Raw genomic sequence first — 22,320 nt, 5'->3', positions numbered from 1 at the left:
GTGGTAAACATCGCCGACCTGTTCGATGAAGCCATCGTGGCGCGGCGGCGCACGGCTCGGGAACCCGACGCCGGGCGCCGCCGCGTGCTCGGCAGGCTGGCCGCGTGGCTGGTGGCGCCTGCTTGCCTGATGCCGCCTTCGCCCGCTGCATTCGCCAATGAAGTTGCGCGCGCAGCCGTCGGAGCGCCGCGCCGTATCGTCGTGCTCGACTGGGACCTCACCGAGATCGTGCTGTCGCTCGGCGTCGTCCCGGTGGGCGTGGCGCGGCCCATCTGGTACACGCAACTCGACGGCGATCCGCCGCTGCCCGACGAGGTCGTCGATACGGGGTTGCTGTATCAGCCGAATTTCGAAGTCTTGCAGCGCCTCGCGCCCGATCTGATCGTCATCACCGCATGGCACGCCATGCTGCGTCCGTTGCTCGAACGGATTGCGCCGACGTTGACCGTGACCTTGTATGCGCCGGGCGTTGCTGCGTCGCGGGGCGACGCCTATCTGAACATGCGCACGCAGACGCGCTACCTCGCACACGCGCTGGGCCGCGAGCCGCAGGCCGACGCGCTGCTGGCGCGTCTCGACGCAACCATCGTGCGGAGCGCCACGCAGGTGCGCGAATCCGGCGCAGCGCGCTGGCCGCTGTACGCGCTGCGGCCCATCGATGGGCGCCATGTGACGGTCTACGGGCCGCAAGGGCTGTTCGACGGCGTGATGCGCGAACTCGGTCTCACCAACGCATGGCAGGGCGGTACCGACGCACAGGGCGCCGCCGAAACGGATCTCGCCGCCCTGGCGCAGCGGCCCGAGGCGGGCGCGGTGCTGGTCGGCATGGCGTCGTCCGGCGTGCCGCCAGAACTCGCACAGAGTCCGCTGTGGCGCGCGCTGCCGTTCGTCAAGGACGGGCGGCTGCATTCGATCGGCAAGGCGTCGCCGACCGGCGGCCCCGTCTCGGCCATGCGCTTCGCCACGCAACTGGCCGGTGCATTGAGCGGAGCGAGATCATGAAGCGTATCGCCGACGAAGCGGCCATCGCGCCACTGCTTGCTCGTTTTCCCATTCGAGGACCCTGGCGTCTGCCCGCGTGGCTCGCGCTGTGCGCCGCGCTGATCGCGCTGCATACGCTGAGCGGCCATCTCGCGCCCGCGCACTGGTTCGATGCGAACCCGGACTCGCCCGTGGTCGCGCTCCAGCGCATGGTCGTGCATTACGCGTGGTGGCCGCGTCTGGCCGTCTCGCTGCTCGTGGGGGGCGCGCTGGCGCTGGCGGGCACGCTGTTCCAGCAGGTATTGCGCAACCCGCTTGCCGAGCCAATGACGCTGGGCGTCTCGGCGGGCGCGAGCCTCGCCATGACCGTGGCCGCGATCTGGGCGCCCGCGCTGCTCGCCAGCCAGCGCCTCGGCGTGGCGCTCGTGGGCGCCGCCCTGGCGATGCTCGTCACGCTGTGCCTCACCTGGCGCAAGGGCTTCGCGCCCGTTCCGGTCGTCCTGGCGGGGATGATCGTCAACCTGTACTGCGGCGCGGTCGCCGTGATCTTGACGATCGCGCACGAACGCACGCTCATCGCCGTATTCATCTGGGGCGGCGGATCACTGAGCCAGAACGGCTGGGACAGCGTGCTGTGGCTGCTGCCGCGCGTGACGGCGGGACTCGTGTGCGCCGTGTTGCTCGTGAGGCCGCTGACACTGTTCGCGCTGCCCGATGCGGGCGCGCGTCAACTCGGTCTCTCGCTCGCCTGCGTAAGGCCGCTGGCACTGGGCGTGGCGGTGGCCCTGGCGGCGTTCGCCACGAGCGCGGTGGGCGTAATCGGCTTCGTGGGGCTGGCGGGTCCGGTGCTGGCGCGCCTCGCGGGCGCACGGCGTCTGCGCGATCAGTTGCTCTGGGCGCCACTGACCGGCGCGACGCTGCTCGCGCTGACCGATCAGCTCGTCCAGTGCCTGCCCGGTCTGGGCGGCGAGTTGCTGCCCACTGGCGCGGCCACCGCATTGCTGGGCGGTCCGCTACTGCTCTGGCTCCTGCGCCGCCTGCCGCTCGACGGCGGCGGGGCGGGCTTGCTGCACGCCGAACCGGCCATCGCGCGACGCCGCCTCGCGACCGCCGTCATGATCCTGCTGGGTGCGCTCGCGCTCGCCGTGCTCGTCTCGCTGTGCTACGCGAACACGGAGACTGGCTGGTACTGGAGTGGCGCGCGCGAACTGGGCGCGGTGTCGCTCTGGCGCGTGCCGCGGCTGGTCGCATCGGCGGCGGCGGGCGTCATGCTGGCGATCGCGGGTACTGTGCTGCAGCGGACGAGCGGCAATCCGATGGCCAGTCCGGAACTGCTCGGCGTGAGCGGCGGCGCAATGCTCGGGCTGTTCGGCGCAACGCTGACGTCTGCCGCACCGACCGCGCCCGCGTTGCTCGGCGCCTCGTTTGCCGGTTCGCTGATCGGCCTCGCGGCGATGATGCTGTTTGCGCGCCGCAGCCGGTTCGCGCCCGCGTCGATGTTGCTCGCGGGCGTGGCGCTGACCGGGCTCTCGCAATCGGTGATCGCGCTCGCGACGGCCAGCGGCGGCGCGTTCGCCTTCCTGTTACGCAGCCTGACGCTGGGCTCGACCTATCTGATCGGGCCGGGCGTGGCCTCGGCGGCCGTGGTCTGGGCCGTGGCCTCGGCGCTCGCGGCGCTCGTCTGCGGACGCTGGCTCACGATGTTGCCGCTGGGCGCGGGCATGGCGGGCGCATTGGGCGTCGAATCGGGGCGCGCGCGCTTCCTGCTGATGCTGGTGGCCGCCATGGCGACGGCGGGCGCAACGATCGTGGTCGGCCCGTTGTCGTTCATTGGGCTGCTCGCGCCGCATCTCGCGCGGCTGCTCGGCTTTCCGCGCGCACGTGGCCAGTTGACAGTGGCGGCGCTGACTGGCGCGCTGGTGATGGTGCTCGCCGACTGGGCGGGCCGCAACCTGATCTTCCCGCAGCAGATGCCGGCCGGATTGCTTGCCGCCATGATTGGAGGTCCTTATTTGTTGTGGCTGTTGAGACGTTAGCCAGCGGCGAAGTCGTCTCGCGGACTTCGTCGCTTGCCATCGCGTGCAACCTGATTCGCAGAACAATGAATGGCCATCCGCCCGCGCCGTGCCACACTGCGCGGACGGCGAGACGGCCTCAGGAAATCCCCATGTCCATCTTTCTCTATCTCGTTCGCCAGTCGCGCTGGATGCTGATCACGGCGCTGGCCACCAGCATCGTGAGCGGCCTCGGCAACGCCGCGCTGATCGCGCTCATCAATGAAGCGCTTGGCGCGTCGAGCGACCGCCTGATCGAACTCGGCTGGCGCTTCCTGCTGGTGGGCGCGCTGGTGCTCGTCACCCGTACGCTCTCGCAGACGCAGTTCATGTATCTCGGACAGCGCGCCAAGGCCACGCTGCGGATGTACGCCGTGCGGCGCATCGGCGAAGCGTCGTTTCGCGAACTCGAACGGCAGGGCGGAGCGAAAGCGCTCGCCGTGCTGACCCAGGATCTCGATACGATCGTCGTGCTGTTCATCAGCCTGCCGACGCTCGCGATGCAGGGCGCGGTGATCGCCGGCTGTCTCGGCTATCTCGGGTTTCTGTCGTGGCGCATCCTGATGTTCGCCATTCCGATGATCGGCGTGGGCGCGGCCGGCTTCTGGTTTGCGAACAGCCGCGCGGTGTTCCATCTGCGTGCGTCGCGACGCCGCGAAGACGATCTGATCAAGCAGTTCCGCGCGCTGTTCGACGGAGCGAAGGAACTCAAGCTCCATCGCCTGCGCCGCGCCGCCTTCGTCGAAGAGACGCTGGCCGGCAACGTCGAAGCGGTGCGCGTGCAGCGCACGCGCGGCTATGTGCTGTACGCCGCCGCCGCCAGCTGGGGCAGCTTCATGCTGTTCGCGTTTATCGGCTGCACGCTGTTCGTCCTCAACCGGCTGTATCCGGTCGGCCCGCACGTCATGGCCGGTTACGCGATGGTGTTTCTGTACATGATCATGCCGATCGAAGCGTTGCTTGCCGCGATTCCGAATGTGAGTTCGGCGCGCGTAGCGCTGGAGCGCATACAGCAATTCAGCCTCGATCTGCCCGTCGAAATGGCGCGCGCCACGACGCCGTTGCACGCGTTCGATTCGATCGTGCTCGACGGCGTCACGCATCAGTACTTCCGCGAAAAAGAAAATGAAGTCTTCACGCTCGGTCCCGTCGATCTCACCTTCAAATCCGGCGAGCTGGTCTATCTGATTGGCGGAAACGGCAGCGGCAAGACCACGCTCGCGAAGATGATCGTGGGTCTCTATCCGCCCGAGCAGGGACGCGTGCTGGTGAACGGCGAGCCCGTGGGCGAAGCGCAGCGCGACGACTATCGGCAGCTGTTTTCCGTGGTGTTCAGCGACTTCTTCCTGTTCGACAGTTTGCTAGGTATGCGGCTCGACGGACTTGATCAATCGGCGCAACGCCTGCTCGAACTGCTACATCTCGATCACAAGGTGCGGATTGCGGACGGCGCGTTCTCGACACTCGAATTGTCGCAAGGCCAGCGCAAACGCCTCGCGCTGCTGGTCGCGTATCTCGAGGACCGGCCGTTCTATCTGTTCGACGAATGGGCCGCCGATCAAGACCCGCTTTTCAAGGACGTTTTCTATCGCGAGCTGCTGCCTGCGTTGAAAGCGAAGGGCAAGACGGTGGTCGTCATCACGCACGACGACCGCTATTTCCATCTCGCCGACCGCTATATCAAGCTCGATTACGGGCAGATCGTCGAAGCCGGTACCGGAGAAGAACTGCTCGCAAAAGACAGCGCAGCCACACGCGCTTCGTCCGTCGTCAAGATGTTTCGCACCAGCCAATGAGTCTTCCATGAACATGCACGCGCCTGACATGACCGATACCCACACGGCGGCGACCGCCGCTCGCCCCAACGAAGCCGACGCTAGCCCCTTGTTCTCGCTCGATCAGGTGACGTTCGAGGTCGGTGGGCGCGCGCTGCTCAAGCCGCTGACCTTGTCGCTGTCGAAGGGGCGCATGTATGGGCTGATCGGCCATAACGGCTCGGGCAAATCGACGCTCGTCAAACTGCTCGCGCGCCAGCAGCATCCTGGCGGGGGCGTGTTGCGTTTCGCGGGGCGGCCGATTGCCGATTGGGACAATCGTGCGTTCGCCCGGAAGGTGGCCTATCTGCCGCAAAATCTGCCGACCGCCGACGGCATGACGGTGCGCGAGCTGGTCGCGCTCGGGCGCTATCCGTGGCACGGCGCATTGGGCCGCTTTTCGCGCACGGACGAGAGCAAGGTGACGGAGGCGATGGAGCAGACCGATGTCGCGCGCTACGCGGACCGCGCCGTGGACAGCCTGTCCGGCGGTGAGCGTCAGCGCGTCTGGATCGCGATGCTGCTCGCGCAGGATAGCGACTGCCTGTTGCTCGACGAGCCGATTTCGGCGCTCGATATCGCGCATCAGATCGACGTGCTGGCGTTGGTGAGGCGCTTGAGCGAGGAGCGGGGACTCGGCGTGGTCGTGGTGCTGCACGACATCAATATGGCCGCGCGATTCTGCGACGAGCTCATCGCGCTGAAAGACGGCCGGTTGCTCGCGAACGGGGCGACCGCGCAGATGATGGACGCGCAAACGCTGAGCGCGATTTACGGTATTCCGATGATGACCTTGCCGCATCCGCATGGCGGCGCTGCATCGATCAGTTTTGCCTTGTAATGTGCAAGGCTGCGTTGGCAGAGGCAGGGAGCGTTGTGCGCAGGCGATTTATGTTCGCTGGCATTGACGAGACTGCGCGGGATTCGAGTGCCTTGGCGCTTTGAACTTGAGTCCGGGGTGGCCGTGATCGTCGGGGGGGAAGGTTGAGAAGCGGTCGGCGATCCTGAGCATTTCATGCTGCTTTTGTCTAATAAATACCTGGTTTGAGGTATGGCTCGCCGTCGCTCGAAGCCATACCGTATCCATCACGACGCTGCGACCGGCCGTGGAAAAACGAACCCGTTCCACGAAGGTGAGTAACGACCTTCAGCAAATTGGTCACGCGTTGCCCAACCAGGAGATCGTGAAAATGGAAAACGAATTGGTCAAGGCGGACCCCGCGGAACTCATCAAACTTTTTACCGAGTCCATGCGATCGGCATTGCCTGCCGAAGACATCGCGCTGGTGTCGTCCGGATTGCGCGCGGCACAAGAAGGTAAGCAATATCCGGCAAAGGCTAATGTCATCAGCGCCATCTTTTATCTGCGCTTTCATATTGAAACGACGGCGGACCGGAAATACGGCAATCCGATCAAAACGTTCACCGGAAATGCCGGCGGCATTTCCAGCCCGGGCGGCGGCGCATTGTTCGGTACCGTATTTACGAAAGACATCGAACTGCTTTATGCCGACACCCGCAGCTTTCAGTTCAATGCCAGTCCGGTCATGTTGAACGTGAACTTCTTTGGCAAGGGCAGCAAATTCCTTGGCAATTTCATGTCAGGTGGCGTCAGCACCGTAGGCGGAACGGGGGGCGGAAGCGGTCACTGGAAGTAAGCGCATCAGCGCGTCCAATGCGCGCGGTTAAGGCGGAGGCGGCGGATTCGCCGCCTCCACGTCGGGTTTGACCACGACGACGTGAGTCGATCCTGATGCGCTGGATACTTCGAATGTCGCGCCCAAGCGTGTGGCACGATGTGCCATGCTGCGCAGACCAGTCGAATAGTGCGATCCGCTTTGCCCATGCGTTTCGAATCCCACGCCGTCATCGGTGACGCGTAGCTCGAACGCGTTCTTTGTCGTACGCAGTACGATCTGCACGCGGCGCGCGCGACTGTGCTTGAGCACATTCGTCAACGCTTCCTGCAGTATGCGGGTGATATCGAGCACCTGCGCTGCCGAAAGATTGCACGGATCCGCGCCGTCGATTAACCAGCTGCATTCGATTTGCCGGTTTTCGAAAATGCGCGTCATCCGATGACGCAGCGGCCCGATCTGTTCCGCAAGCGAAGCGCTGTCTTCGGTTGAGTGAGCGGCCGCGTCAATCACGATTCTCAGATCGTCGCGAAGCTCTTTGAGGATGGAGAGAAAGCGATCCGACGAAATGTCGGCGGGCGAGTGTTCGAGCGCCGCGATACTCGACACCAGCGTGCCGCCCAGACCGTCGTGCAGATCGTGGGCGAGATTGAGGCGTTCTCCGAGCCGCGCATTCGCGACCTCGAGCGTATGCTGGCGCGTCAGCGTGTGCGCGAGTTCCTGCGTCGCGAGATCGACCCTGGAGCGCAGTTCGTCGTTGAACTGCTCGATCTTCCGGACGTTCTGGGCGAATCGCCAGGCAAGGGCAAGCGCCATGCTCAACATGAGCGCTTGCGACGTGAACACGGCGTAGTAGATGTTGGTATTCAGGATGCCGACAAAAACCAGCAGGTCGTGAACGCCGACGGCAATGAAAATCACCATGCAAACCGTCAGGATCTGCTGCTCGATTTCGCGGCTGCGCCACGAAAACCACAGCAGCAGACCGCAGCTTCCGATGAAACCCGCCATCGGTATGAGCGCCCAGAGTGCTCGCGCATCGGCAATCGCCGAGCCGGGCGTCACGATCAGCCAGCCGCTGCCGATCAGCACGATCGCCCAGAGCGCTCGCTCGGCGCGTGGGGCGCGGCGTCGGCAAAAACGCAGTACGAAGACCATGAAGCTCGCGCAATAAAGCAGAAACGCGATGGAGCTGAACTTCTCCCACGCATGCGTCGTTGCGAATGGCCACGGCGAGATCGCAATCTGGTTATAGGCATAGCACCACCAGGCGATAGACATCGCCGCGAACCATCCGTAAGCGGACTCTTGCCGACGCATGATCCACAGCGCGAGGAAGACGCCGCCCAGCGTGACCGTGATGGCGAGACCGAAGAACTGCAGGTCCTGGCGAAGCAGCAAGGCGTGCCGGTATTGCGCCATGACGGGCGCGGGGTCGCCGCGAACCACGTTGCCGAGTCCGGGACTATAGGCGGTCAGTCCCGACACGCGGATGAGCAGGGTATTGTCGCCGTCGCGCAGAACCGGGCTATCGACGATCCAGATGCGCGGCGTGTTCCATGCTCGCGATAGCGGTTCGGTCAGGTTCGTGTCGCGGCTGAGCAGACTGCCGTTGAGATACACCGCGCCCGCCATATTCAGGTAGTCGAGCAGGATGGCGCAGGGCCGGGCGGCGCCCGACTGACGCCAACTCAACCGGTACCAGACCACGCCGTCGAAACCGGGCCAGCGGCCGGCCCAGACGTCCGGCAAGGTGACGGGCGTCCATCCGGTTAGCGGCGGCGCGGGCGCATCCCAGCCGGAGCGGGCGGCTTCGATGCGATCGAAGCCCGATGTCGATGCGCCATTGTCGGGTTGGCAAGTTGCCGCCGCGTGCGCCGCGCCGGCATGTGTCGCGATGGCCAACACCGAAAGAATCAGGATGCGCCTCAGGGCAGCAAACCATGCGTGCGGGCTTCGAAGACCGCCTGTGTCCGCGAACTGACGGCCAGTTTTTTGTAGATATTGCGGATATGGCATGCGACGGTCAGGGTCGATAGAAAGAGCAGCGCGGCGATCTCGCGATTGGTGAGCCCTTTCGCCACGAGGCCGAGAATTTCGGTCTCGCGCGGGCTCAGCGGCGGCGCGGGAGGCGCGTTCGCACGAACTTCCGCGGCGCGCACGAGGCCCAGAATATGCCGCGCGACGAACGGATCGATCGGCGCGCCGCCGCGCAGTGCACTGCGAATGGAGGCCGCGATTTCGACATCGTCGCGTTCCTTGAGCACATACCCCGAGGCGCCCGCCTGGAGCGCCTGAACGATCGTCTGTTCCGTGCTCCACGCGGAGATTACCAGCATCGGCAATGCCGGGTCGCGAGCATGAAGCTCGTGTATGAGATCGACACCGCTGCCGTCGGGCAGGCCGATGTCGATCAGCGTCAGGGCGAACGGTTGCTCGGCGAGGATCGTGCGGGCCTCGGCAAGACTCCCGGCGATCGAGATTTCCTGCTCGCCATATCCCAGTCCTAAAAGAATCGACCGCAGACGCAACTGCATCAGGTGTTCGTCTTCGACGAGTAAAAGCGGGCTGGGCAGGAAGGATTCGGGGCGGTCGTCTGAAGCTGAGGTCATGGGGAACAGGTTGCCGACGAGACGCAACAGTTGGAGATCCCGTTGCTGGCGCGCAAGCCGGTGATGCCCGAAGGCGCGCGGAATCCAGCAGGGAGCCGGTGTTGCCGATGATACCCGGGCGGATGGACTTGCCGTCGCCTTTTCCGGTCCTGCGAGAGCAGCATGCGCGCGAAATACCTGGTTTAGACGATGGGACGATCGGGGCGGAGCTACTACCCTGCGCTCGACGGTTTTGCATTGAAAGTTTGCGCTTTTTCGCGCCGGTCCGCAGGTTGGCGGCGCGTTCATGACGCGCGTACGTGACGGCATAGGGCGTCACCGCAAGCCCAGACAAAGGCTGACACCGGCCGACGACGAAAACAAACACGGTGGGACGCGCGCGCAGACACCACGCGAGGCCACCGCCTACGGGGAACAAACCATGAACCACATCTACCGGATTGTCTGGTGCGCCGCCGCGAATGCGTGGCGGGTCGCATCGGAACTGGCGGGGAATCGTCGCGGGAACGGTCTGAACAGCCGGACGGGCGTGAGCGCGCGGCCGGCGATGCGTGGCGAAGTCCGCGGCGTCCGCGGCGCGTGTGTGCCGTCGCCTTTGAGAGGCGTGTGTGCGGTGCTCATGGCCGCGAGTTGCATCGCCGTGACGCCGATCGCGCGTGCGGACAGCACGGGAGGCCAGGGGAGCAGTGATGGGGGCGTTGGCGGGAGTGGCAACGGTGGCGGCGGTGGCGGCGGCCTGACTGGCGCGACTGGCAGCGCAAGCGCCAACGGCAGCGGTGGCGACGGCAGCATCTTTGCTTATGCGTCGCCCGGTATGACCGGTACCGTCGGTGTGGGCGGCGCTGCGGGCGCCTCGACTACGGGCAGTACGGCGATCACCGGACAGGCCGGCGGCGCAGGCGGCGGAGTGGGGAGCCAGGGGGCATTCGACGGCGGCGGCGGCGGCGGCGGCGCGGGCGTCGACTCGACCACCGCGTCCGCGAGCCTGATCAACGCAACCACCGTGACGGGCGGCGCGGGCGGCGCCGGCGGCAGCGGTACCTACGAGTACAACGGCGGCGGGGGCGGAGGCGGCGTCGGCCTGTCGATGGTCGATGGCAGCCTCACGAACAGCGGGACCATCGCGGGCGGCGCGGGCGGCAACGGGGGCGTGGGCGGCAGCGTGGGCGGCGGGGGCGGAGGCGGCGATGGTGTCGACGTGACGGGCACGGCCGGCACGGTCATCGTCAATACTGGCACGATCGCTGGCGGTACGGGCGGCAGTAGTGACGGAGGGCAGCAAGGCGGCGGGGGCGAGGGGATCGTCGGGGCGTCGCTGAGCATCACGAACAGCGGCACGATTTCCGGCGGCAGCGGCCTCGGCGGAACCGCCAACGCGATCGAATTCACCGGCGGCACGAACGCCCTGACGCTCGAAACGGGCTCGACGTTGACCGGCAACATCGCGATCGATGCGGGCAGCGTCCTGTTCAACCAGACGAGCGCGCAGACGTTGAGCAACGCGATCACGGGCGCGGGCAGTGTGATCGTGGGCGGCACCGGCACGCTCACGCTGACCGGCGTCAGCACGTATACCGGCGGCACGACGATCGACGCCGGCACGCTGCGGCTGGGCGACGGCGCGACGGACGGCCAGATCGCCGGCGCGGTGGTCGACAACGGCACGCTCGTATTCGACGAGGCGAGCGCCGCCACCACGTTTTCGAGCGCGATTTCCGGATCGGGCAGCGTGATCCAGGCGGGCTCGCAAACGCTGACGCTGTCCGGCAACAACAGCTACAGCGGCGGCACGCAGATTCAGTCCGGCACACTCGTCATCGGCAGCAGCACGGCATTGGGCACGGGTCGCGTGGCCCTGTCCGACGGCGCGGGGCTGATGTTCGGCGCGACGGGATTGAGTCTCGCCAACGACTTCACGTTGAGCGGCGTGTCGACCTGGACCGTCGCCTCCGGCGACACGGCGAGCGTGGCGGGAACGCTCGCGTCCACGGGCGGTCTTGCATTGGCGGGCGGCGGCACGCTCACCCTCACGGGCGCCAACACCTACACGGGCACGACGACGATCGGCGCCGGCACGCTCGCGTTGAGCGGCGCGGGCAGCATCGCGCAGTCCGCTGGCGTGATCGACAATGGCACGTTCGACATTTCGGCCACTACAGGCGGTGCGTCCATCACGGCGCTCACCGGATCGGGGGCGGTGGTGCTCGGCGCCCGCCCGCTCTCGGTGACGCAGGCGAGCGGCACATTCGACGGCGCGATCTCCGGTACCGGCGGCTTGAGCGTGACGGGCGGCACACAAACGCTTGGCAACGCCAACAGCTACAGCGGCGCCACGACTATCGCGAGCGGCGCGACGCTGGCGCTCTCGGGACAAGGCAGCATCGCGCAGACGAGCGGCGTGGCGGACAACGGCGTGCTCGATATTTCGGCGACCACTGTGGGCGCGGTTCTGAGCAACCTGTCGGGTACGGGCAGCGTGAGCATCGGAACGCGCACGCTCACGCTGTCCGGCGCGGACGGCGTGTTCTCGGGTAGTTTCACCGGATCGGGCAAGCTCATCAAACAGGGCGCGGGCGCGTTCATACTCGATGGCGACAGTTCGGCGTACACCGGCACGACCGAAGTGTCCGCAGGACTGCTGGAGGTGGGCGATGCCGACAACGCGCAGGCGGTGCTCGGCGGCGACGTCGACGTTGACAGCGACGCGACCTTGCGCGGTCACGGCACGATCCTCGGCGACGTCAGCAACGACGGCACCGTTGCGCCCGGCGGATCGATCGGCACGTTGACCATCGGCGGGAATTACACGCAGACGGCAACGGCCACGCTTGCGATCGAAGTCAGTCCGGGCGCCGCGTCGCAATTGCGCGTCAACGGCAGTGCGACGCTCAACGGTGTACTCGCGATCACCTACGATCCGGGCACGTACACGTCGACGCAATACACGCTGCTCACCGCCAGCAAGGGCGTGAGCGGCCAGTTTTCGTCGACGACATCGACGCTCGCGAGCGGCGCAACGCTCGGCACGCTGGAATCGTCGCTGACCTATGGCGCGAACGACGTCGTGCTCACCCTCGCGAGCGCCGCGCCGACGAGCGTGAACGTCACCGTGGTCGCGCCCACCGACACAAGTATCTACACGGCAGTCGGTACCGCGACCGTCATGAACGCACAGGGCGTGACGTCCGCCTTGATGGATCGTCTCGACGACCGGCCTGCCGGCGCGAGTGGGCGCAATGCGAGCGGCTGGGCGGTGGCAACCGGTGCGCAGACCGACGTGGATGGCACGGACGGCCGACCCGGATTTCAGGCGAATCAATATGGCTTTCTGGCCGGATTCGACCGCTCGGTCGATGACGATCTGATCGGCGTGGCGGGCGGTTATCAGCATATCGACCTGAGCGAACAGGCGACGGGCGATTCCGGTACCGTGGACGCGTTGCGCGGGCTGATCTATGCGCGGCGCTGGCTCGGGCCGGTCAGCCTCGCGGGGACATTGGGCTATGGGCTGGATTTCATGGCGCAAAAGCGTCCGTTCGCTGGCATCGGCACGGCGAGTGGCGACCACATCGGCCAGGAATTCACGGGCGCGGCACAGGCGGGCATGCCGATGGGTCTCGCAGGCTTCGTGCTGACGCCGCGAATCGGCGTACGGTATGCGTGGCTGCACGCCAATGGCTTCGATGAGAGCGGCGCGGGCGGTCAGGATCTCACGGTCGGCACCGACAATGTCCGCAGTCTCCAACCGTATGCGGAGGTCGCGCTGAAGCGGGCGTTCGGCGATGCGTTCAGACCGGTCGATGTGCAAGTCCGCGTTGGCTACGCGCGGGAGGTGCTGGACGGGGGACGTGCGATCAGTGTGTCGTCGCAGGATGGCACGCTGTTTACCGCGGCGGGAACGAGCTTGCCGAGAGGTTATCTGACCGCGGGTATCGGAATTGGCATGAAGCCGGCAAAGAACTGCACCGTGTCACTCGACTACAACGCACTGATCAACACGGATCATGCATCGGCTCAAGGCGGATCGGTGAAGGTGGACTGGCTGTTTTGACGGGTTGGAAGCGGGTTGTTCGATCGTGCCATCTGTCCGGCGGGTAACCCGGGTGCGGTTTCGATTCGCGCAGCAGGTTGTGGTCACGCGCCGTCAGCAAGGCCGCTTCGTCGCTTGCGTCGGCGAGCGCACGATATGCGTGGATTGATTACTGATCGAGTCAGAACGGTATGGTTCGCTGGCGGTCCCAGCAGAAGCAGCCCTGAAGGATGAGTTTGCTATCGGTGGCGATTTCTTATTTCTCCGAGATTTTCTGATTAGTCCACGTTAGGTCTGTAGAGTACTTTATTCGGATTACTCTATAGATTTGCTTTCTGGTCAGTGATCTGGTGATTCCCCATCCCGGACAGCGATGAAGCCGTGGAGCGCGCTGCACCAGCTTCTATAGCCTTTGATTTGGGATGGTGCAGGCGGAGTTCGCGTCAACAGCTTCGCAATTTCGGCGTTCACAGCCCAAGCGCATTTCATGAGAGCTCGCAGACAAGGCGGAAAGCGCATAGCGACCCGCAAGGGCCCTTCAGAATTCTAAAGAGCGGTCGTTGAAGCAATATAGATTCGAGGAACCGACCTTTTTAAATAGGTTGCTACTTTCGCCAGCGCTTCGCGCGAAGCTCGTTGAGCTTCGACTCCTTCGCGATCTTATCTAAAGCAGCGGTCACTGTGGCAGCAATCGGCGATGTTTCTTGCCCCCGAAAACTCGCTGAGCGATAAAACATGTCGATCAGCGGTTGCATGAGCGTGCAAATTCGCAAAGAAGCGGTGGCCCGCGCAACAGGCGTTCCGTCGACTGATCAATACTGCGTCGCAACGCCGGACGATCCGGCGGACCGTGCAACACAGCGCTTCATTCGTGGACACGAAACGCACACCGCAATGCGGCGCTGATGTCGCTCAATCCAGGGAAATAGGAGTTACATCATGACGACGCTCACACTCAAGGACGGCACGGAACTGTTTTACAAGGACTGGGGCAACGGGACGCCGATTGTCTTTTCGCATGGCTGGCCGCTGAACGCCGACGCCTGGGACGCGCAGATGCTGTTTCTGGCAGAGCGTGGTTTCCGTGTTATCGCGCATGACCGTCGAGGCCATGGCCGGTCGAGCCAGCCATGGGCGGGCAACGACATGGATCATTACGCCGACGATCTCGCTCAGCTGATCGAGCATCTTGATCTGCGTGACGCCGTGCTGGCCGGTCATTCGACCGGCGGCGGCGAAGTGGCGCGCTACATCGGTCGGCATGGCACGCAGCGTGTGAGGAAGGCCGTGCTGATTTCGGCGGTGCCGCCCATCATGCTCAAGTCCGATGCGAATCCGGGCGGCTTGCCGCTGTCCGTTTTCGACGAGATCCGCGCGGGCGTGCGCACGAATCGCTCGCAGTTCTTCAAGGACCTCGCGCTGCCGTTCTATGGCTTCAATCGGCCGGGCGCGAAGGCGTCGCAAGGCACCATCGACGCGTTTTGGCTGGCGGGCATGCAGTGCTCGATCAAGAGCGCTTACGACTGCATCAAGGCCTTCTCGGAGACCGACTTCAACGACGACCTCAAGAAGATGACGATTCCGACGCTCGTGATTCAGGGTGACGCCGACCAGATCGTGCCCCTTGACGACTCGGGCCGGCTTTCGGCGCAACGCGTGCCGACGGGCAAGCTCGAAGTCATCGCAGGCGCGCCGCATGGTCTGTGCACGACCCACGCCGATCAGGTCAACGCTGCGCTGCTCGACTTCATCGCGAGCTGATGCCGGCGTGCGCCTGTCGGCCCATGTGGTGCGGCAGGCGCAGCGTGTTGCAGCACCGTCGCTTGCATCGACACAGCAGATTGCCTGATATGCCGTTGGCAGCGAGACCGGCGAGCTCGCTCAGGCGATGGGCAAGGTCATTCGAAACTCGGCGCCATCGTCAAGACCGAAGGCATCGAGCGTGCCATGATGCGCCTCGACGATGGAGCGGCAAATGGCGAGCCCCATCCCCATGCCGGTGGACTTCGTCGTGTAAAGCGGCTCGAAGATTCTCTCCATCACGTGGTCCGGAATGCCGGCGCCGTGGTCGCGCACGGACATGACGACCTGCGCGCCCTCGACGAGCGTGGATATCGTGAGCGTGCGCCTGTCCACGGCGGTCTCGCTCATCGCTTCGACGGCATTCGTGAACAGATTCAGCACGACTTGCTGGAGCTGTATGCGATCGGCCTCGACCGTCGCGTCGGCAGCGTCGAGAAGGCTCACGACGCTGACCTGCCTCGCCTCCGCTTCGGGTTGAAGCAAGTCCAGGACATCGCGCACGACGTCGTTGACGCGCATGGGTGCGAGCACCGCAGGCGCCTGCTTGGCGAGCGCCCGCAACGCGCGGATGATTTCGAGCGCGCGCAGACTGGTGCGCTTGATCTGCATGAGCCCCGACGTCACTTCCTCCAGATCCGCGGGGGCACGCTGCAGCCAGCGCAGGCTCGCATCGACCGTGGTGGTGATGGCCGCGAGCGGTTGATTGACTTCGTGCGCAATCGAGGCCGCCACGTTGCCCATCACGGTCAGGTGAGCCGTGCGCGCGAGTTCATCGCGCGCGGCCCGCAGGCTGATTTCCGCATTCAGACGGTGATCGCTTTCGTCGACGAGCCGTTCATACAGCCGCGCCGTTTCGAGAGACACGGCCACCTGAGGCGCGAGCACTTCGAGATCCGTCACGCGCGTCGGGTCGAATACGCCGGGCGCGAGATTGTTCTCGAGGTAGACGACGCCGACGAGCGAGCCTCCCCGTAGCAGCGGCGTGCACAGCACCGAGCGCTGCACGCGCCCGGCGCCCACGCGGGATCGCAATGATGGGGACTCGAATCCGGCATCCGCGAATACGAGCGTGTTGCGGGTGCGAACGACGCTGTTGAGAACGGCCAATGGCAACGCATCGTCGTCCGGTGCGGCGTTGCCGTGCGTGATGACCACCTTGGTCGACTCCACGCGCGCCATCGCGACGACCTTGAGCCCGTCATCGTGCGAAAGCAACAAGAGTCCGTATTGCGCGCCCGCGTAGACCACGATGCCGTTCAGCAGCTTTTCGACCAGCCGTTCCGTGACGGCCTCGCCAGAAATGATCTTCGCCGTTTCGATGCCCAGATCGACGAACGGTTGCTGGCGCGAGGGCGCCTCGACCTCGGTCTGTTCGGCCGTGTTGCCGAGCAGCGATGCATGCCGCTCATGGAGCCGTTGTTCCGCGTTCACCGCGCCCCAACGGCGGTAGCAGGCGGCCGCCTGACGCAAGTGATACATCGCGGACGATTCCAGCGTCTGCGACAGGTAAAGCTCGCCGGCCAGTTCATGAGCGAGACCTTGCTCGTGAACGAAGCCCACCGTTTCCGCCGCCCGCGCGGAATGCTCGTAGGCGATCAGCGCAGCCATCACGTCGCCGCGAAGGCGCGCGATTTCCGCTTCGATCAAAAGAAGCTTGTTGCGAAACGTGGCACCGTTTCGATTGGCCCATTTCACGAACTGGCTTCGATGCCCGGAGAGTTCAACGAGAGCGTTTGTCGGGGACACGTTTTCTGCATGCGCGAAAGCGATCGCGCGATACAGCCTGGAATCGGCAACGTTGATGTGTGCGGGGACGGTCCAGGCGAGATCGGCGGCCTTATCCAGCAGGGAAAATGCCGCAGCAAAATCCCTGGCGAAAATCTTCGTCAGGCCGCCGTAGAAGAAGATAAAGAATCGGGCGATCTGGGAGACCGAGGCCAGGTTATCGACTTCGCGTTTTTCCAACCGTTGCGTGGACGCATTGTCGGTATCGATTTCGCTCGCTGGCGCTGCGCTCATCAAGGCCCGCGCAAAGTCGCGCTGCGCCTGGAGCACGGCTTCGATATCCCGATAGCGAATGATGGCCGTGAGTTCCAGGCCGCGTTCGACTTCGTCATCGACGATGGACAGATGCTCGCCCATGGCGATCAGGTCGGAAACGATGTGATTGCACGCATAGCACGCCATTCCGATGTCCCCCGAGGCGCGTCCGAGCGCTCTCGCCTGGCGCGCATAGCCGAGGGCAAACGAAAGGGGACGTGTCCAGACACTGACCTGGTCGATTGCGACGAGCGTCGCCACGCGCTGCGCTTCGAAACCGTGCTGGTCGATCAGCGCCAGCGCGGCCTGGCCGTATTCATAGCCTGCGTCGGGGGCGTCGTACATACCCGCAAAAAGGACGCCAAACCACGCCAGGCCGCTGGGAGACTCGGGCGTCACGCCATGTTCGATCGTGAGTTCGACCATCTTGGCGAGATGCAGAATGCCAACGCCGTCGGTGACGAAAAACGACGAAGTCATGGTGGCGAGCAGCCCCATGATGACCTGGATTCGCGGGTCATCGCAGCGCGGCAGGTGCCGCATGGGGTGGATCGTTTTGTTCTTGAGCGCGCGTTGGGCGGACTCGCAGGCGCGCCGCATCTGTTCTGCGGTTGGCGCGCGATGTAGATGGACATCGAGAAGCGCCAGCCCGGCCAGCGCGGCCGACAACGCGCCCTCGTAGTCGGACTGGACGGTCTTCAGGACGGCCTTTAGCCGGTGCACGTCGGCCCGATGAAGCGGCGTGAGCGGGTGCGCAAGCAAATCGTCCACGCCGCGTTGAGCGTCGACGAGGGCCGCTTGCGCCAGCGAGCACTCGCAATACTGCAGTTTCGCCCCATAGGCGAGATCGTAATGGCTCGACCACCAGGGTTCGTCCACCATCGCGAGCGCGATATTCGCATATACCGTTGCCTGGTCGAGCGCGGCCGCATTGCGCGCGCGTTTGCCCGCGAGGATGAGAATACCCACGTACGCGACGCGTGTGTCTGGCGACAGGGCGTCCATGGCGGCGCGCTCGATCTGGCTCGCGATCTCGAACGCGTACTCGGCGAGTCTGGACTGCCAATAGCCGATCATGGCCGAGGCGATGTGCGCGTGATGCAGCGGCTTCGACGCGGAGTCGATGCGCGAGTAAGCCGACTCCAATACGCGATCGTGCTGGAACGCGTAGGAGTCGGAATCCTGCACGAGCAGATTGGCGTCGACAAAAGGACGAAGCGTGTGATGCACCTCGTCATTCGACAGGCCGCTGATTTCAGCGAGCAATCCCGTTTCACAGCGAATTCCCACGCAGGCCAGACTTTCCAGCAGCTTCGTGCCTTCGGGCGGGAAACGTTCTATGCGGCGTACCAGCAGGTCGATGACGTTATCCGAGTAGAGCCGTTGCGCAATGCTCGTCTCATCCCACGTCCACGCGCCGCTCTTGACGCTGAATCTCAGTACCTCATCGTCGATGAGCATGCGCAGAAGCTGGCGGGAAAAGAACGGATTGCCGCCCGTCTTCGCATGCACGGCGCGCGCGAGCGCTTCGACGCGATCGGCCGATTCACCGAGCGTGAAGCCAATCAGCGCGGCCAGGTTCGCCACGGAGAGCGAGTGCAGCGGCACGTGTGTCAGATGCATCGTCGTGCTATCGCGCAACGCGTGTTGCCATTGCAGTTGACCGACCTGTTCGGCGGAAAACTCGCGGCACGCGCAAAGCAATAACACGTTTGGCGGCGGTTCTGCGGAGAAGGCTTTGAGGAAGCTGAGCGAGGCCGGATCGGCCCACTGGAGGTCGTCGACGAACAGCACGACAGGTGCGCCCGGCGAGGCGAATGCAGCGATCGTATTCAGCAGTGCGCGAATCAGGCGCGTCTGCGCGAGCGGACCCGCGACCTCGGCAAGCGGCGTGCACCGTCCGATGATGTGCTCGACTTCGGGCACGAGTTCGGCGACTGCCCGTCCCTGGCCTTCGAGGAGCGCGATCCAGCGCTCGCGAACGGCGGCCAGCAGGTCGTCATCCGCGCCAAGCAATTCGAGCGTCAGCGTGCGGACGATCTGCACGACAGGCGCATACGGAATGCCGGAGCGTTGCTTGTCGGCTTTACCGGAGGCATAGCGAAAGGCGCGGCGTCGTACGTCGTTGAACAGCGACTCGACGAGCGCCGATTTTCCGGATCCCGCGCTGCCGGAGATGAATACCAGCTCGGTTTTTCCGGTCTCGACCACGCGCGCGAGCGCCCGGTCGAGGTGGGCTTTCTCCGCGGCGCGGCCAAAGAGCATGCTCGACATGCTGAGCAAGCGCGATGAGACGGCGGCATCGGCGGCAAGAGGCGTTTCATGGCCATGCAAACGGATCGCGTCGCGAATGAGTTGCAGGTCCGCTAGCGCTTGCGTGGCGCTCGTGTAGCGTTCGAGCGGATCTTTCGCCATCAGCCGGAGCAACACGACGGACAGAATATCGGGCACATCGGGCCGATGCCGCGAAGGGTGCAGCGGCTCGACCGCAAGGCGCGCGTGATACCAGCCGGCCGCGCTTTCGGCCGTGAATGGCAGCGCCCCGGCCAGCAGCGCATAAAGCGTGACGCCGAGGGCGTAGAGATCGGCGCTCTTTTCGCGCTTATGATCAGGCTCCGCATCGATGATGCCAAGCTCGGGCGCGAGGAATGGCTGGGCGCTCAGCCGCTCGCGATACGCTTTGGGGGCTTCGGGATCGAAGCCGATCAGACTGACCGTGCCGTCGTCACCGAGAACGATGCACGCGGGCCGCAGGTCGCCGTGGCAGATTCCCGCGGCATGCGCGTCGCTCAGCGCGCGCGTTGCACCGATGGCGATCCGCAAGAACGCGTCGATCGTCAACTGCCGGGGATCGACATTCGATGCTAGCGTTGCCGTGGACGACAGCGGGTAGATGACGATGACGCGCTCGTCCTGCCAGAGCGTGGCGATTTGCGGCAATCCCCACGGCAAGCGGATTCGCGCACTCCATTCCAGTTCGCGCTTCAGGCGCTCGGATGCGGAAGCGGACGAATGCGTTTCATAGCGTGCGAGCCAATGGCGATCGCCGGCGCGCTCGGTGAGCAGGCCGGTCACGACACCGTCCGAGTGATCGAGTTCGTGCTTGTGGCACCCGTCGAACCAGGCGATGTCAAAGGGCTTTCTTGTGGTTCCCGCGCCGTCTGCATCGCGATCTTCGATCGACGTATCGGACGAGCGGGAAGGCGTGCCTTGCGTGGTCATTTTGCGGCCATGCGTATGTCGAGTTTCTGGACAATCGATAAAAAGCCGGCAGCCAGGGCGTGACAGTGTCTGACGCGCATCCGGCCGCGCTGCTGGTGTATCGATACTTCGCTACGTCTTCTTCATGAAGTCCTGCCGCCGCAGACAAGTCGTTACATGACCGTCGCGCGCTTCGCCTTGGATTGCATCGAAAATGTGGCGGCAAAGACTTCGTCGAGAAGAGCGCCAAAAGTAGCACGGGAAAATATTCGATGCGCGTAAGAGCCGACCGGTGCGAGTCACGCGTGGCTCTCGGGGCGACGGCCACGCATGCGGCGCGGGTCGCGCCCGGCGATGTTGATACGGGCCATTGTGCGCATTATTGGTGCAAGGGGAGCCGGGCGTTCGCCAGAATGCCGGACGAGCGGCGGATGACCGTGCGAATCTATAAACGCGCGGCCAATTCGCGCACGTCCCGCCGCCTGTCTGTCCATCATCGCTCCATCGCCAGCACGCGCAATCCGGCATGGTGCGCGGCGCTAACCACACGTGGAGGGACTCGCGATGGACATGTTCAAATCACTCAAGGCTTTTATCGCGGTGGGACAGTTGGGCAGCTTTACGCAAGCCGCGCGCGCATCGGGACTGTCCACGCCGGCGGTGAGCCGTGCGGTGTCGGAACTGGAGGGCGCACTGCGGGTGCAATTGTTCAATCGTTCGACACGCCGCGTGAGCCTCACGGAAGAGGGCACGCTTTTCTTCACGCCCTTGAGCCAGGGCATTCAGATGATCGAGTCGAGCATGAGCGCAGTCTGCCGCTCGAATACCGACCTGCGCGGCGTGATCCGGATTGGCGGAGCCCCGAGCATCAGCGCCATGCTCACGCGGTTGATCGCGGAATTCAGCGAACGGCATCCGGAGATCGAATTCGATGTGTCGATCGACGAGCGGCACAACGAAGTGCTCGACGAACAGATTGACGTCGCCGTGCGCGTGGGTAGCGAGCCCGAATGCCGCTGGGTCGTGCGCTCGCTCGGTCCGCTGCGGCTCGTGCATTGCGCCGCGCCTCACTACCTGCGCCAGCGCGGCGCGCCCCGAACGCCCGACGACCTCGGGCGGCATCGCTGCATTGGCCGTTGCGACACGCGCTCGGCAAGAGCGCGCACATGGGATCCGGCGGGCAGCGGCGAGAGCCCGCGTGGCCAGATCAACGCCGTGGCCACATTCAATGACGACGGCGCCATCATCCAGGCCGCCCTCGCGGGCGTGGGCATCGCGCAGATTCCCCAGTATCTCGTGCGCCGGGAACTCGACGCGGGGCGGCTTGTGCAGGTCTTGCCGGAACATACGAGCGAGCGCAGCAAGGTGATGCTCTGCTATCCTCGCCGCGCGCCCATGCCGATGCGGGTGCGAAGCTTCATCGACTTTGCCGTCAGTCGGGTGACCGAGGAACTCAACGGCCCGCCGGATGGCGCGCAGGCCGACATGACCGCGCGCCGCGTCCCGCACTGACCCAACCATACTTAGATATAGTTGCACCAGATCGAAATATAGTGTTATTGGATCGCACACCTGTCTAAGATAACGAACGTGAGCGGTCAGCCCTTCTATGCCCCGCCCGAATTGCCGTTTTGGACGAGGACTATTCGCTTGCAAACCCCCATGATTGTTTCCATTGTCGACGACGACGAAAATGTCCGCGTCGCAACGTGCAGTCTCGTTCGCTCCCTGGGTTGCAAGGTGCGGGACTACGCTTCGGCGGAGGCGTTTTTGCGCGCGGATGGTCTGAGGGAGGTGCATTGCGTGATCTCGGACGTTCAGATGCCGGGCATGGATGGGATCGAGATGCAGCGCAGGCTCAACGAAACGCCTGGCGCGCCGCCGGTCATCTTCATTAGCGCGTTCGGCTCGGAGGCGCGCCGCAGTGAAGCACTCGCCAACGGCGCCCTGTGTTTTCTCGACAAACCGGTCGACGGCGATGTCTTACTCGCATGCCTGGAAAAACTCGGTCAGAATGCGGATGGAGTTTGAGCGTCCCCGCTACGTATTGCGAAATGGAGTGGTCGCTCGCGGGCTGAACCGCCGGATCGTCGCAGCAGATGATTGCCGATGACCTGGTCGGCCCGCCGCTTTTAGGTGCAAACGTCT

Annotated in this window: 13 protein-coding genes; 10 read left to right on the top strand and 3 right to left on the bottom strand. The window is 64.6% G+C overall.

Annotated features, from left to right (window positions below):
- The 5 genes from BMY06_RS30580 (at nt 1) to BMY06_RS30560 (ending at nt 6,507) form a co-directional block, all read left to right on the top strand.
- Complete coding sequence (locus BMY06_RS30580) at nt 1–1,002, top strand: iron-siderophore ABC transporter substrate-binding protein (protein WP_244144431.1); 1,002 nt, start codon at nt 1–3, stop codon at nt 1,000–1,002.
- Nucleotides 999–3,017 carry a Fe(3+)-hydroxamate ABC transporter permease FhuB gene (gene fhuB, locus BMY06_RS30575; RefSeq protein WP_080180400.1) on the top strand — a complete coding sequence of 673 codons (2,019 nt, stop codon included), beginning with the start codon at nt 999–1,001 and terminating at the stop codon, nt 3,015–3,017. The genes BMY06_RS30580 and fhuB overlap by 4 nt, the downstream gene beginning before the upstream one ends.
- Before the next feature lie 131 nt (nt 3,018–3,148).
- Nucleotides 3,149–4,831: a cyclic peptide export ABC transporter gene (locus BMY06_RS30570; protein ID WP_065062946.1), complete on the top strand. Its 1,683-nt coding sequence runs from the start codon at nt 3,149–3,151 to the stop codon at nt 4,829–4,831.
- Between the two features lie 28 nt (nt 4,832–4,859).
- Nucleotides 4,860–5,690, top strand: a complete 831-nt coding sequence (locus tag BMY06_RS30565; protein ID WP_074986884.1) for an ATP-binding cassette domain-containing protein — start codon at nt 4,860–4,862, stop codon at nt 5,688–5,690.
- A gap of 265 nt (nt 5,691–5,955) precedes the next feature.
- Nucleotides 5,956–6,507: a VapA/VapB family virulence-associated protein gene (locus BMY06_RS30560; RefSeq protein ID WP_197520371.1), complete on the top strand. Its 552-nt coding sequence runs from the start codon at nt 5,956–5,958 to the stop codon at nt 6,505–6,507.
- 27 nt (nt 6,508–6,534) lie between these two features.
- Here BMY06_RS30560 and BMY06_RS30555 read toward each other — a convergent pair whose 3' ends face one another.
- Together BMY06_RS30555 and BMY06_RS30550 are read right to left on the bottom strand one after the other, a co-directional pair.
- The gene (locus BMY06_RS30555) at nt 6,535–8,394 is read right to left on the bottom strand and encodes a sensor histidine kinase (protein WP_161495556.1); all 1,860 of its coding nucleotides are present in this window, start codon (nt 8,392–8,394) and stop codon (nt 6,535–6,537) included.
- Nucleotides 8,395–8,414: 20 nt separating this feature from the next.
- A complete protein-coding gene (locus BMY06_RS30550) occupies nt 8,415–9,098 on the bottom strand; it encodes a response regulator transcription factor (protein WP_065063053.1) in 684 nt (227 codons plus the stop codon).
- A gap of 421 nt (nt 9,099–9,519) precedes the next feature.
- Between BMY06_RS30550 and BMY06_RS30545 the strand changes: the two genes are divergently transcribed.
- Together BMY06_RS30545 and BMY06_RS30540 are read left to right on the top strand one after the other, a co-directional pair.
- Nucleotides 9,520–13,149, top strand: a complete 3,630-nt coding sequence (locus tag BMY06_RS30545; RefSeq protein WP_074986875.1) for an autotransporter domain-containing protein — start codon at nt 9,520–9,522, stop codon at nt 13,147–13,149.
- Nucleotides 13,150–14,067: 918 nt separating this feature from the next.
- Nucleotides 14,068–14,889 (top strand): alpha/beta fold hydrolase, encoded by an 822-nt coding sequence (locus tag BMY06_RS30540; RefSeq protein ID WP_065062953.1) that lies wholly within the window; start codon nt 14,068–14,070, stop codon nt 14,887–14,889.
- Nucleotides 14,890–15,009: 120 nt separating this feature from the next.
- Here BMY06_RS30540 and BMY06_RS30535 read toward each other — a convergent pair whose 3' ends face one another.
- Nucleotides 15,010–20,046 (bottom strand): AAA family ATPase, encoded by a 5,037-nt coding sequence (locus BMY06_RS30535; RefSeq protein WP_425199340.1) that lies wholly within the window; start codon nt 20,044–20,046, stop codon nt 15,010–15,012.
- Between BMY06_RS30535 and BMY06_RS40295 the strand changes: the two genes are divergently transcribed.
- The 3 genes from BMY06_RS40295 to BMY06_RS30525 all read left to right on the top strand — a co-directional run bounded on the left by BMY06_RS40295 (nt 20,008) and on the right by BMY06_RS30525 (nt 22,203).
- On the top strand, nt 20,008–20,256 hold the full coding sequence (locus BMY06_RS40295) for a hypothetical protein (RefSeq protein ID WP_234775262.1): 249 nt from the start codon (nt 20,008–20,010) through the stop codon (nt 20,254–20,256). The two genes, BMY06_RS30535 and BMY06_RS40295, sit on opposite strands and share 39 nt — an antisense overlap.
- Nucleotides 20,257–20,742: 486 nt before the next feature.
- Nucleotides 20,743–21,684 (top strand): LysR family transcriptional regulator, encoded by a 942-nt coding sequence (locus BMY06_RS30530; protein WP_161495557.1) that lies wholly within the window; start codon nt 20,743–20,745, stop codon nt 21,682–21,684.
- A gap of 138 nt (nt 21,685–21,822) precedes the next feature.
- The gene (locus BMY06_RS30525; RefSeq protein ID WP_244174723.1) at nt 21,823–22,203 is read left to right on the top strand and encodes a response regulator transcription factor; all 381 of its coding nucleotides are present in this window, start codon (nt 21,823–21,825) and stop codon (nt 22,201–22,203) included.
- Nucleotides 22,204–22,320 lie beyond the last annotated feature (117 nt).

It is taken from the genome of Paraburkholderia tropica, from assembly GCF_900109265.1.
Taxonomy (GTDB): domain Bacteria; phylum Pseudomonadota; class Gammaproteobacteria; order Burkholderiales; family Burkholderiaceae; genus Paraburkholderia; species Paraburkholderia tropica.
Note: the sequence above shows the minus strand (reverse complement) of the source record. Positions and strands in the feature narration are given on the sequence as shown.